The 12,320-nt window shown below is 68.8% G+C and carries 12 protein-coding genes; 5 read left to right on the forward strand and 7 right to left on the reverse strand.

The window, feature by feature from the left end; all coding sequences use genetic code 11:
• Positions 1 to 311 precede the first annotated feature (311 nt).
• From ACTHLF_RS07290 to modA, 6 genes are all read right to left on the reverse strand, one after another.
• Positions 312 to 791, reverse strand: a complete 480-nt coding sequence (locus ACTHLF_RS07290; RefSeq protein ID WP_440326153.1) for a T6SS immunity protein Tdi1 domain-containing protein — start codon at positions 789 to 791, stop codon at positions 312 to 314.
• A 38-nt stretch (positions 792 to 829) separates the two neighbouring features.
• Positions 830 to 1,975, reverse strand: coding sequence for a serine hydrolase domain-containing protein (locus ACTHLF_RS07295; RefSeq protein ID WP_440326155.1), 1,146 nt, complete (start codon positions 1,973 to 1,975; stop codon positions 830 to 832).
• The gene (locus tag ACTHLF_RS07300) at positions 1,972 to 2,916 is read right to left on the reverse strand and encodes a lysylphosphatidylglycerol synthase transmembrane domain-containing protein (RefSeq protein ID WP_440326157.1); all 945 of its coding nucleotides are present in this window, start codon (positions 2,914 to 2,916) and stop codon (positions 1,972 to 1,974) included. The genes ACTHLF_RS07295 and ACTHLF_RS07300 overlap by 4 nt, the downstream gene beginning before the upstream one ends.
• Positions 2,917 to 2,977: 61 nt before the next feature.
• Positions 2,978 to 3,643: an ATP-binding cassette domain-containing protein gene (locus ACTHLF_RS07305; protein WP_440326159.1), complete on the reverse strand. Its 666-nt coding sequence runs from the start codon at positions 3,641 to 3,643 to the stop codon at positions 2,978 to 2,980.
• On the reverse strand, positions 3,640 to 4,314 hold the full coding sequence (gene modB, locus ACTHLF_RS07310) for a molybdate ABC transporter permease subunit (RefSeq protein ID WP_440326161.1): 675 nt from the start codon (positions 4,312 to 4,314) through the stop codon (positions 3,640 to 3,642). Before modB ends, ACTHLF_RS07305 begins: the two co-directional genes overlap by 4 nt.
• Positions 4,315 to 4,321: 7 nt before the next feature.
• Positions 4,322 to 5,068, reverse strand: a complete 747-nt coding sequence (gene modA, locus ACTHLF_RS07315) for a molybdate ABC transporter substrate-binding protein (protein ID WP_440326163.1) — start codon at positions 5,066 to 5,068, stop codon at positions 4,322 to 4,324.
• Between the two features lie 137 nt (positions 5,069 to 5,205).
• Here modA and ACTHLF_RS07320 point away from each other — a divergent pair, with 137 nt between their 5' ends.
• The 5 genes from ACTHLF_RS07320 to ACTHLF_RS07340 all read left to right on the forward strand — a co-directional run bounded on the left by ACTHLF_RS07320 (position 5,206) and on the right by ACTHLF_RS07340 (position 12,058).
• Entirely contained in the window at positions 5,206 to 6,201 is a 996-nt protein-coding gene (locus ACTHLF_RS07320) for an HlyD family secretion protein (RefSeq protein WP_440326165.1), read from the forward strand.
• Complete coding sequence (locus tag ACTHLF_RS07325; RefSeq protein WP_440326167.1) at positions 6,198 to 7,631, forward strand: efflux transporter outer membrane subunit; 1,434 nt, start codon at positions 6,198 to 6,200, stop codon at positions 7,629 to 7,631. Before ACTHLF_RS07320 ends, ACTHLF_RS07325 begins: the two co-directional genes overlap by 4 nt.
• Complete coding sequence (locus ACTHLF_RS07330; RefSeq protein ID WP_440326168.1) at positions 7,628 to 9,238, forward strand: MFS transporter; 1,611 nt, start codon at positions 7,628 to 7,630, stop codon at positions 9,236 to 9,238. Before ACTHLF_RS07325 ends, ACTHLF_RS07330 begins: the two co-directional genes overlap by 4 nt.
• 124 nt (positions 9,239 to 9,362) lie before the next feature.
• Positions 9,363 to 9,710 carry a DUF2946 domain-containing protein gene (locus tag ACTHLF_RS07335; protein ID WP_440326170.1) on the forward strand — a complete coding sequence of 116 codons (348 nt, stop codon included), beginning with the start codon at positions 9,363 to 9,365 and terminating at the stop codon, positions 9,708 to 9,710.
• A 47-nt stretch (positions 9,711 to 9,757) separates the two neighbouring features.
• Positions 9,758 to 12,058 (forward strand): TonB-dependent receptor, encoded by a 2,301-nt coding sequence (locus ACTHLF_RS07340; RefSeq protein WP_440326171.1) that lies wholly within the window; start codon positions 9,758 to 9,760, stop codon positions 12,056 to 12,058.
• Positions 12,059 to 12,062: 4 nt separating this feature from the next.
• On the opposite strand, the gene ACTHLF_RS07345 is transcribed toward ACTHLF_RS07340, so the two are convergent.
• The coding region (locus tag ACTHLF_RS07345) for a hypothetical protein (protein WP_440326173.1) at positions 12,063 to 12,320 on the reverse strand (258 nt) is incomplete at its 5' end.

Raw genomic sequence — 12,320 nt, forward strand, 5'->3', positions numbered from 1 at the left:
CCCCCCCCCCCCCCCCCCCCCCCCCCCCCCCCCCCCCCCCCCCCCCCCCCCCCCCCCCCCCCCCCCCCCCCCCCCCCCCCCCCCCCCCCCCCCCCCCCCCCACCCCCCCCCGCCCCCCCCCCCCCCCCCCTCTCGAGAACCCCCGGCGGGGGCCCCCCGGCCCGCCGCTGGGGCGCCCCCCCCAACAGCGCCCCACCCCAGGGGGCCGCCCCCCGGCCGTTTATTTGTACCGCGCGGGGGGGGGCGGCGGGGGGGGGGGTGGGGGGGCGGGCGCAACACCCCCGCGGCCCCCCCCCCCGCTCCCACAGGTCTTAATGGGTGATATCGATGTCGACGTTCGTGCCGTCGGGGAGATCCTGCAATTCCTGCAGGACCGAGCCGGTGAGCTCGAAATGCTCGCGCGCCGGAACCGGGTTGAAGTTCTCGACCGTGTACTCGCCCTCGGCGAAGACCGGTAGCGTCACGTACGTGTAGCACTCGCCTTCCGCGCAGACCTTGCCGGCCTCGATCAGCGCCTCGACCAGCGGCGGCAGCAGCCATTCGTCGGCGATTTCTTCGCGCAGCTGCCGGTTGAACGCGTCGACGTTGTCCGCCACGCGCTCGACTTCCGCCGTGCCGGTGTTCAACCAGTACACCGCCTCGCCCTTGTCGCTCTGGTAGAACATGTCGCCCAGCGCGGTGAACAGCAGCGGCGTGAAGTCTTTACCGATCTGCCATTCCCACGATGCCGCGAGCGACTTGATCGCTTCTTCGTCCGGCGTGCAGGTCAGTTCGTTCCAGGAAAGCGGCATGGGGGAGGCCTGGGGTGGGGGAGCCCCGATTGTACCCCTTACGGCTGGGCGTCGATGGCTCGGGTCACGGCTCGTATGAAATCGCCGCGCGCCTTCGCCTGCGCATCGTCCGTAGCCACCGGCCACGCCGCCAGTTGCACGATCACGAGGTGGCGCGCCGGGTCGACGTAGAGCAGCTGGCCGAAGATGCCGATGCCGGCAAAAGCCCCGCCGTCCCACGTCCACCACTGGTAGCCGTAACCACGCCCAGGTGCGCCGATATCCGCATGTTTCTTCGTGGCATCGGCCAGCCAGCCGTCCGCAAGCACGGCATGCCCGCCGGCCATGCCGCCGTCGAGCAGGAACTGGCCGAGGCGCGCATAGTCGCCCAGCGTGGCCGACACGCCCGAACCACCCGCTTCCGTACCATCGATCGCATCCTTCAGCCACAGCGCATCGTTCGCCATGCCGTAAGGACGCCAGATCTTCTCCGAAAGGTATGCAGCCAGCGTCTTCCCCGTCGCGCGGTTGACGAGGATGCCGACCAGATCGGTTTCGCCGGTCTTGTACACCCAGCGTTTGCCCGGCGCGAACTCGCGCGGCAGCGGCGCCATGTAAGTCACCAGCAAGGGTTCACCGGGCACGCGGCGGCCCTCGTACATCTGCGCCACATCCGAGTGTGGATCGCTGTAATCCTCGTTCCAGCGCACGCCCGAGGTCATCGTCAGCAACTGACGTACCGTGACATCGCGGTATGCGCCCGCCGCGAGTTCGGGGATGTATCGCACGACCTTGTCATCGAGCGAATGGATCGCCCCATCGCGCAACGCGGCGCCGACCAGCGTGGACGTGAATGACTTCGCGACCGAGAACGATGTCCAGCGCGCATGGGCATCGGCGCCGAGCCCGTAACGCTCGAGCCGCACCTTGCCATCCTGCAGGACCATGATGCCTGCCACGTGGTGCGCATCCATGTACGCGTCGAGCGAGGTGCCGTCTTCGAGCACGGGCGTGATGGGTTTGCCGGACGGCAACGGATGCGCGATGCCGTGCTTCACCACGTTGCTTGCGTACTGCGTGTCCATCGCGCGGAAGTTGGCTTCGCGCTGCGCCTGGTCCCAGAACAGCACATCGGTGCGACGCGCGTGCGGGGTAGCGGCGCAGCCTGCGAGCAGCGCGAGCATCAGGGGAACCAGGTATTTCATGCGGCTTTCCGTGCGCGCCGGCGGAACTCGAAACCACCCAGCGCGATCGAGGCGATGACGAAGGGGCCGAGGCCATAGATCACGCGATACGCGAGCAGCGCGGCGAGCACCTGAGCGCGCTGCTCCTGCGGGAAAGCGGCGAGCGTCAGCGCCTCGAACGCACCGATGCCGCCCGGGGTGTTGCTGATGATGCCGGCGAGCACCGCGCCCACGTAGATGGGCGCGAAATCGAGGAAGCTGCCGGCGATGTCGGGCGGCAATAGCAGGTACATCGTCAGAATGGCGCCCACCATCTCGATCACGCCGATCGCGATCTGCGCGGCGGCGGAGCGTGCCGAGGGCACCGGCGTGGTGAACTTCCACACCTTGAGTTCGTCGTGCTTGCCCGCCAGCCAGTGCAGCAGGAGCACGAAGGCGACGACGAGGCCCATGCCCAGCCAGCGGCCCCATTCGTTCGCGATGGAGGGCTCCATGACCAGCGCGATGCAGGTCACCGCGGCGAAGCCCATGCCGACCGCGAAGCCGACGAGGCCGACGACGCGCGCGACATCCGCCGCACGCACGCCCTGGGTCGACAACATCCGGTAGCGCAAGGCCGTGCCGGTGATCGCATGGAAGCCGAGCGCATTGCAGATCGCGTGCGTGGTCGCGCCCGAGAAGATCTTCATCTTCATCGAGACCTTGCCCGGCACCACGGTCTCCACGGCGAATACATCGTATGCGGTCAGGCAGGCCCAGCTAACCAGGGCCGCGCCCATCGAGCCGATGACGTGCCAGCGCGGGATGCGGGTCAGTGCATCGCGCACATCATGCCAGGCCATCTTCGCGATATAGCGATGCAACAGGAACACCGCCGCGCCTACGATCGCAAGCGTCACGCCGTATTTCAGCGCGCGTATGGCGAGGGCTTTCCCCTGGGGATTCTGGCTGGGCGTGCTCAACGATGTATCCGGGCCGGGACGATGGCTGCCGATGATAGCCGACGGTTCTTACGCACCGTGCTCATGCCACGACGCGTCCATCGCGGAGTTCGATCGTGTGGCCCTGCAAGGCGTCGACATCCGCCGGGTCATGGGTGATGACGAGCAGTTGCAGGTCCAGCCGCTGCTGCAGGGCCAGCAGCTCGGCACGCATGCGGCCGCGCAGGGCGGGGTCCAGCGCCGCGAATGGCTCGTCGAGCAGGACGAGCCGCGGCTCCGACACCAGCGCACGCGCCAGGGCGACGCGCTGGCGCTGGCCGCCCGATATACGCGACACATAACTGTCGGCGACGCCATCCAGCTCGAACAGCTCCAGCAGGTGGGCCACGCGGGGATCGCGCATCCGGCGCGGTGGATTCAACCACCCGCGGGCCAGCGAGAAGCCGATGTTCTGCGCGACCGTGAGGTGCGGGAACAGCGCATAGTCCTGGAACACATAGGCGACCCCTCGTTCCCTCGGCGGCAGTGCGATACCGGTGGCGGCGTCGTACAGGGTCTGGCCATCCACGCGGACGTGCCCGTCATCGGGCAGCAACAGGCCGGCTACCGCGCGCAGCGTCAGGCTCTTGCCGGCGCCGGAGGGGCCGAACAGCACGATGCGCCGTGCGTCGGAAGCAAAGGCCACGTCGAGGTCGAAGTGGCGATCGTCGTCACGCAGCGCCTTGCGGATCGTGACATCGACGCTCACGGGCGACTCCGGCGCAAGTGGTCGGGCGCCAGCCAGCCCGCAAGCAGCAGGGCCACGACGCAGGTTACCGAGGTCACCGCCACCATGATCGCGGCGCTGCGATCGTCGCCAGCCTGCACGGCGGCGTAGATGGCCACGGAAAGCGTCTGGGTGCGGCCCGGCAGGTTGCCGGCGATCATGAGCGTGGCACCGAATTCACCCATGGCGCGGGCGAAGGCGAGCAAAGCGCCCGCGGTGATGCCACGCGCCGCCAGCGGCAGCGAGATGCGGAAGAACACCGCGGCCTCGCGCAACCCGAGTACGCGCCCTGCGCTTTCCAGCTGGGGATCCACCGCCTCGAAAGCCGCGCGTGCCGCCTTGTGCACGAGCGGGAACGCCACGAGCGTCGACGCCACGACCGCGCCCTGCCAGGTGAACACAAGCTCGATGCCCAGGCGGTCCAGCCATTCGCCGAACACGCCCCGCCGGCCCAGCAGCACGAGCAGGTAATAGCCGAGCACCGTGGGCGGCAGGACGAGCGGCAAGGTGAGGATCGCATCGGCCACCTCGCGCGCATGCGAACGCCAGCGCGAAAGGCCGAACGCCACCGCCACGCCGAGGACAAGGTTCAGCGCGGTCGCCCACAGGGCGACCTTCAGCGTCAGCAACAGGGGTACCCAGAGCGAATCCACGCCGGGCTTACGGTGCCTCGAAGCCGAAACCGGACAGGATCTTGCGACCCTCCGCCGACTGCACGAAGGCTTCGAAAGCGGCCGCGTCCGCCGGCTGCTTCGAACCGGCGACGACCGCGATCGGGTACGTGATCGGCTTCGGCGTCGGCACGGTCGCGGCCACCTTCACCTTGTCCTTCAGGATCGCGGCGTCCGTCGCGAAGACGAAGCCCGCGTCGACCTCGCCGCGGGCGACGTAATCGAGGCTCTGGCGGACATTCTGGGCGAGCACGCCCTTGGCCGACACCGCGTCCCAGAGGCCCTGCTGCTCCAGCGCCGCCCTGGTATAGCGGCCCACCGGGACCGATGCCGGGTCGCCGTAAGCCACGCGCTTCACGCTGTCGGCCTTGAGGTCGGCCGGCGATCCGATCGTGGCCTTGCTGTCCTGCGGCACGACCAGCACGAGCCGGTTGGAGGCGAAGTCCTTGCGGGTCGACGGATCGATGGCCTTGGCCGCCACGGCCTTGTCCATCGCGGTCTGGTCGGCCGAGGCGAAGACATCGGCGGGCGCGCCGCTGGCGATCTGGCGCAGCAGCACGTCGGACGCGGCGAAGTTCAGCACCACGTGCGTGCCGGGATGCTTCGCCTCGTACGCCTTGCCGACGGCCTGGAACGCATCGGTCAGGCTGGATGCGGCGGAGACGACGAGATCGGCGGCGGAGGCCGCCGACGCGCCGGTAAGCAGCAACAACGCAACGAAGGGGCGCAGGCGCATGGTGGGCGTTTCCGGCAGTGGGATCGGAAAGGACTATACGCGGCGCCACCGGGCACGGAAACCGGCGCCCGCGACGGACAAGGATCTCCAAGCCAGCCACGCGCCACGGTGGCAGCGTGGCCGGATCGAACGAGGGTATGGCCCACATGAAACTCGCCTTGCGCATCATCGGCGCCGTGCTGGTGCTAGGCACCCTCGTCGTACTGCTCTTCGCCTGGCTCGACCGCACGGAGACGACGACCGATGCCTATGTGACGGGGCGCATCCATCCGGTGGCGCCGCGCGTGACCGGCACGGTCACGGCGCTGTACGTCAATGACAACCAGCACGTCAAAGCCGGCGAGGTCCTGCTGCAGCTCGACACGCGCGATTTCGACGTGCGCGTGGAACAGGCCCGCGCGGACATCAATCGCGCGCAGGGCCAGGTGGCCAGCGCGGAGGCGCAGATCGCCGAAGCCGGCGCCGCCATCGTCGCCGCGGATGCCACCGTGCGGAAGACCGGCTTCGACCTGACCCGCGCCAGCGAGCTCGTCAACGAAACCCCGCGCGGCATCTCGAAGCAGGAATACGACGCCGCGCGCGCGGCTTCCGATTCGGCGAAAGCGAACAAGACCAGTGCGGAAGCGCGCAAGGTCGCTGCGACCGCGGCACTGGAATCGGCGAAGGCGCAGGTCGCCACGGGCGAAGCGGCGCTGCACGATGCGCAGCTGGCCTACGGCTACACGAAGGTCATCGCCCCCGTGAGTGGCTACGTCGGCCGGCGCACCGTCGAGGTCGGTGCGCGCGTGAGCGCGGGCCAGACCCTGCTCTCGATCGTCTCCGATGAAGTCTGGGTGGTCGCGAATTACAAGGAAACGCAGCTGCACGGGATGACGCGCGGCACCGAAGCTCGCATGACCGTGGACGCATTGCCCGGCGTCACCTTCATCGGCCACGTCGACAGCATCTCACCCGCCTCCGGCTCACAGTTCGCCCTGCTCCCGCCGGATAACGCCACCGGCAACTTCACCAAGGTGGTCCAGCGCTTGCCGGTGAAGATCCTGTTCGGCGCGGACGACCTGCGACGCTACCGCGAACGCCTTCCGCCAGGCCTTTCCATGATCGTGAAGATCCGCGCCGGGGACTCGAAGTGATCCTGCGCCGCGCCGCGATCGTGCTGTGCGCGGCCGCCACGCTGGCCGGCTGCGTGCTCGGCCCGGACTACCAGCGTCCGGAGCGCCCCGCCCCCGCCGCCTGGCAACACCCCGCCGCCACCGCGAGCACCCTGCCCGACCGCTGGTGGACGCTGTTCGGTGACGAGGAACTTGGCCAGCATATCGATGCGACGCTTGCCGCGAACCAGGACCTCGCCGGGGCGCTGGCACGCTACGACCAGACCCGTGCGCTGCTCGGCGTGGCGCGGGCGGACGAGTTCCCGCAGGTGTCGCTCGACCCGGCCTACCAGCGTGCGCGCACCTCGGGCACGGTGTCGAACGCGCTGCCTGCGCTGGAGACCACGCTGTATCGCGTGCCCGTGGATGTGGCCTACGAAGTCGACCTGTGGGGCCGCGTACGCCGCAGCGTGGAAGCCGCGCAGGGCGATGTCGACGCCAGCGCCGACAGCATTGCCGCGCTGCGCCTGAGCCTGGCGGCGGCCAGCGCCTCCACCTATCTTTCGTTGCGCAGTACCGATCGCGACATCGATGTGCTGGATCGCACGGTGTCCCTGCGCGAAGATGCGCTGAAACTCGCCGACCGCCGCGCGCACGCCGGCGTGGTCGGCGACCTCGACGTGCTGCGCGCACGCGCGGATCTCGCGCAGACGCGTGCCGACCTGGCCGACGCCCACCGCAGGCGCGACAACCTGGAGCATGCGCTGGCCGTACTCGAAGCGCGCGACGCGCCGGATTTCCACGTGGCCCCGAAACCGTGGACGCCCACGGTGCCGGATATTCCGGCCGGCCTCCCTTCCACGCTGCTGACGCGGCGCCCGGACGTCGCGAGCGACGAGCGTGCACTCGCCGCGGCCAGCGCGCGCATCGGCGTGGCACGTACGGCCTTCTTCCCCTCGGTGCAGCTCACCGCCTCCGCCGGTTACGCCAGCAACGATGCCGGCGACCTGGCCCAGCGCGACAGCCGGCTGTGGGGTATTGGCCCGACCGTGCACCTGCCGATCTTCGAGGGCGGACGCAACCGCGCGCGACTGGAAGCCGCGGAAGCGGCGTATCGCGGTGCGTACGCGCGCTGGCGCCAGGATGGCATCGTTGCGTTCCGCGAAGTGCAGGATGCGCTGAGCGATGGCACCTGGCTGCGTGAGCAGGGCACGGCGCTGGCTGCCACGGTCGATGCGGCAACGGCGGCGGCGAAGGTATCGCGCTCGCGCTACGACCGCGGCCTTGCCGGGTATTTCGAAGTGGTGGATTCCGAACGCCAGGCGCTGGCGAGCCAGCGTGCCGCCATCCAGAACGACCAGCAGCGCCTGCTTTCCGCGATCTCGCTGGTGAAGGCCCTCGGCGGCGGCTGGCAGGAAGGCGACCCCGTGCCACGCCAGCCGGAAACCGCCAGCGTGACGGTACCGCGGTGAACGCGGTCGCCACGCCCGCCGCACCAGTACCGGCCACGGCGCCCCTGCCCTGGCTCGGTATCGTCGCCGTGCTGCTCGGCGCGGTTGCCACCACGCTCACCTCGCGCCTCACGTCCATCGGCCTGTCGGACGTACGCGGTGCCGTCAGCGCCGGCTTCGACGAGGGCGCGTGGATCCCCACCGCGTTCTCCGCGTCGCAGATGTTCATCGGTCCGCTGGCCATCTTCCTCGGCCGCGCCTTCAGCCCCCGTCGCGTACTCATGGTTGGCTGCGTCATCTATGGCGTGGCGGAGTTCCTGATCCCGGTCGCGCCGGACCTGCGCAGCCTCATCGTGCTGCAGGTGGTCGCCGGGCTGGGCTCGGGCACCTTCATCCCGCTCACGGCATCCTTCATCCTGCTTGGCCTGCCGAAGTCGTTGTGGCCGTGGGGCCTCGCGGCTTATGCGATGAACATCATCCTCGGCCTCAACGTCGCCAGCTCGCTCGAGGGCTGGTACGTCGAACACGCGACCTGGGACTGGATCTTCTGGCAGAACACCGTGGTCGCGGTGCCCATGTTCTTCCTGTACTGGTTCGGCCTGCGCCGGCTGCCGATCGACATGGAATACCTGCGTGGCGGCGACTTCCGCGGCATGGTGACGGGTGCCATCGGCTTCACGCTGGTCTTCGTCGCCCTGGACCAGGGCGACCGGCTCGACTGGTTCTCGTCGATGTTCGTGGTCGGCGTGCTCGCCGCGGGCATCATCGCGATCGGCCTGTTCCTGTTGCACGAGACGACGCTGCCCGCGCCCAGCGTGGATTTCAGCCTGCTCGTCCGGCGCAACGTGTTCCTGTGCATCCTGCTCATCCTCGCCACGCGTTTCCTCGTCACGTCGAGCAATACGCTGGTCGCGAACTTCCTGATCCAGGTGCGCGGCCTGCGCCCGCTCGAGGTCGGCAATGCGTTGCTCTGGGTAGCGTTACCCCAGCTGATCATCGCGCCGATCGTGGCCTGGCTGCTCAACCGCGTGGATGCACGGTTCGCGATCGGGGTCGGCTTCTCCGTTGCCACCGCCGGCTTCCTGCTCGCCACGGGCATCACTTCGGAATGGGCCGAAGGCGATTTCCAGATGGCCCTGCTCTTGCAGGCCGTGGGTGAGACGCTTGAACTCACGGCGGTCATCTACTTCTTCGCCCACCACATCGGGCCAACCGACGGCATCACGTTCGGCGCGATCATCCAGACCGCGCGCCTGTTCGGTGGTGAGCTCGGCACGTCGCTGCTTATCTCGTTCACCCGCAAGGCCGAGCAGTACCACTCCAACCTCATCGGCCAGCACGTGATGAACGGGGCGCCCTTGACCGATGCGCGCATCAACGCCTACGCCAGCTTCGTCGGCCCCCTGACCCAGGGCACCGGCGGCGCGGAAGCGCGTGGCGCGGGCCTCGTCGCCGCGGCGGTGCGTGCCCAGGCGTACACGCTCTCGATCCTGGATGGCTTCCTGCTTGCCAGCTGCATCGGCACCACCGCCGTGCTGATCGTCCTGTGCCTGCGTAACCCGCCGGAGCTGGCGACACCGCCGGCGGTCCCGCCGTTACCCGCACCCGCTGCCGCGAACCGCGCCTGACCCGCTGGTGCGCCCGGGGCGACACCGTGTCGCACGCCGTTCACCCGCGTCCGTGCCATTATCCCTGGACCCGGGTCCGGGGTTGTCATCAGGGAGACGCCAGGTGCGTCGTGGAGCGCTGAAAATGCGTGGGTTGGGATGGATGGCGATCCTCGCCGTCTGGCTCGCCGCGCTCGCTCCCACCATCTCCCGGGTCAGCGCCTGGAGCTTCCCCGACCTTGGCGCCTGGTGCGAGCCGGCGGACGCCCACCACCACGGCGACGGATCGCAAGGCCACGGCGATGACGGCGCCGCGTGCGGGTACTGCACGCTGTTCGCGCACCACCCGGGCCTGGCAGGCGCCTCGTTTGCGGCCGGCGTGCCGCGGCTCGCGGTCCACGCCGATGCGTCCATGCCGGCGCGCGACGGGTTCATGGCCCGCGCCACCTTCCACGCCCACCCACGAGGTCCGCCGGTCGCCGCGCACGCCTGATCGTTACCGATCCCGCCGTACGCACACGACCCACGGACCCCAAGACCATGACTTTCCTTGCCATCGAGGGACGCGCACTCGCGCGTGCCATTGCCTGCGCCATCGCCAGTGGCGCGTGCGCCGCGCATGCCGCGGACGCGCCCGAACTCCCGCCGCCCGCCACGACCAACCTGCACGAGGTTCGCGTATCGGCGACCAGCCACGGTGCCGCCATCGATCCCGACATGCCGGCGGCGGTCGAGACGATCACGCCCGCGAAGCTCAAGCGGCTGAACATCGTGAACACCGAGGACGCCCTGAAATACCTGCCGGCGTTCGGCATCCGCAAGCGCTTCGCCGGCGACGAAAACGCGACGTTCTCCGTGCGCGGCACGAGCAACCAGCAGAGCGCGCGCGGGCTCGTCTACCTGGACGGCCTGCTGCTCTCCAACCTGCTGGGTAACAACTGGGCCAACCCACCGCGCTGGTCCATGGCGTTCCCGGATAACCTCGCCCGCATCGATGTCATCTACGGGGCCTATTCCGCGCTGTATCCGGGCAACAGCATCGGCGCGACGGTGGTCATGACCACGCGCATGCCCGAGAAGCTCGAGATCACCGGTGACGTGCAGGCCTTCACCCAGCACGTGCACACCTACGGCGTGGATCGCGACTACGGCGGCAGCAAGCAGACCGCGACCATCGGTGACCGCCAGGGCCGCTTCGCGTTCCTCATCGGTGTGTCACACCTGCAATCGAATGGCCAGCCGCTGGTCTACGCCGTGCAGAACCGCTCGGCGGTGCCAGGCAACAGCCGGCCGGTCACCGGGGCTATCGGTGACACGGGTGCGAACGGCCTGCCGCGCGAGGTGCTGGGCATCAACGCGGAAGGACAGGAAGCGACGAGCCAGGATGAAGCCCACGCGCGCTTCAGCTACGACATCACGCCCGAGCTCACGGCGGCCGCGACGCTCGGTTACTGGAAGCAGGATCTGTCGCACCGCACGGAGACGTTCCTGCGCGATGCGGCCGGCAACCCGGTGTGGTCGGGACCGGTCAGCATCGATGGCCGGCAATACACGTTGCCCGCCAACTTCTTCGCGCCCGGGACGCGGCAGAGCCGCAATTACCTGTACGGCCTGTCGCTCGGGACGCATCGCGCGACCGGCTGGAACGTCGAGGGCAACGTGTCGTATTTCGACATGGACCGGAACCGTGACCGTACCGCCAACGCCGTGACGTACGATGGCCCCGGCCTGCTGACCGCGGGCGATGGCAGCCGCTGGCGCACCCTCGACCTGCGCGCGAGCCATACGCCCGACTCGACCGGCCCGAACACACATGCCGTGAGCTTCGGCTACCACTACGACGGTTACCGGCTCGACAACGCGAGCTATGGCCTCGACAACTGGCGCCGGGGCGATGCCGGCGCGCTCACCGCCGCCAACGGCGGCAGCACGCAAACCCAGGCGATCTACGTCCAGGATGCGTGGCAATGGGATGAACGCTGGCGGCTGACCACGGGGGCGCGCTACGAGCAGTGGCGGGCATTCAACGGCACGCGCGCGACGGCGAGCGCCAGCACCGGCTATCCCGAGCGCAAGGAAACCCACACGTCGCCGAAGGTGTCGCTCGCATACGCCGCCTCCGACGCACTTACGCTGCGCCTGTCCGGCGCGCGTGCCTACCGCTTCCCGACCGTGAACGAACTGTTCCAGGGGACGTTCAACGGCATCAGCCTGGTCAACAACGACCCCAACCTGAAGCCGGAAAACGATCTCTCCCGCGAACTCTCCGCGGAGTGGTACCACCCCGGCAACGTCACGCGCTTCACCGTGTTCCGCAGTGACACCCGCAATGCGCTGTTCAGCCAGACCGACACCACCGTGTTCCCGAACGTGACGAGCGTGCAGAACGTCGACCTGGTGCGTACCCGCGGCGCCGAGGCGAGTTTCGATGGTGAGGCGGTGCTGGTCCCGTGGCTGGATCTGTCGGCCAATGCGGCCTATACGCAGGCGACGACGGTACGCAACCATCGCAATCCTGCCTCGGAGGGCAAGCAGTTCTACCGCATCCCACGCTGGCGGGCCAACCTCGTCGCCACGATGCACGTACGAACGGACGTGGCGTTGACGCTCGCGGGCCGTTACTCCGGGCGCCAGTACAACACGCTCGACCACAGCGACACGAACCCCGATACCTTCGGCGGCGCCAGCGACTTCCTCACGCTGGATGCGAAGGCCGCATGGACCGTTAATCCGCATGTCGAACTGAGTGTCGGGGTCGATAACCTGACCAATCGTCGCTACTACGTCTACTACCCATATCCCTCACGCACGTGGCTGGCGGAAGCGAAGTTCCGCCTCTAGCGGCTCAGGCCGCCACCACGCTGCGTGGCAAGGTGGCGGCGGGCAGCGCTTCATCGAGCATGAACGAGGCGCTGCCACCCTGCGTGAGTCGATCGAGGAAGCTACCGACGCCTGCGTTACCGGTGGCGAGGTCGCAACTGATCCGCGCGAGCTCAGCACCCGGCACGGCCAGTGCATCGCCGCGCGGCAACAGGAACGGCTCGATGCCACAAGCGACACGCTTCGCTTCGTCGTGATAAAGCGCGGCACGCTCCGGGAAGAA

The sequence above is a fragment of the Luteibacter sp. genome (assembly GCF_051958795.1).
Lineage (GTDB): Bacteria > Pseudomonadota > Gammaproteobacteria > Xanthomonadales > Rhodanobacteraceae > Luteibacter.

Excerpts from the sequence above, each read along its gene's own strand:
- ACTHLF_RS07340 (WP_440326171.1), top strand. The coding sequence starts at position 9,758 with ATGACTTTCCTTGCCATCGAGGGACGCGCACTCGCGCGTGCCATTGCC.
- ACTHLF_RS07335 (WP_440326170.1), top strand. The coding sequence starts at position 9,363 with ATGCGTGGGTTGGGATGGATGGCGATCCTCGCCGTCTGGCTCGCCGCG.
- ACTHLF_RS07320 (WP_440326165.1), top strand. The coding sequence starts at position 5,206 with ATGGCCCACATGAAACTCGCCTTGCGCATCATCGGCGCCGTGCTGGTG.
- ACTHLF_RS07295 (WP_440326155.1), bottom strand. The coding sequence starts at position 1,975 with ATGAAATACCTGGTTCCCCTGATGCTCGCGCTGCTCGCAGGCTGCGCC.
- modA (WP_440326163.1), bottom strand. The coding sequence starts at position 5,068 with ATGCGCCTGCGCCCCTTCGTTGCGTTGTTGCTGCTTACCGGCGCGTCG.
- ACTHLF_RS07290 (WP_440326153.1), bottom strand. The coding sequence starts at position 791 with ATGCCGCTTTCCTGGAACGAACTGACCTGCACGCCGGACGAAGAAGCG.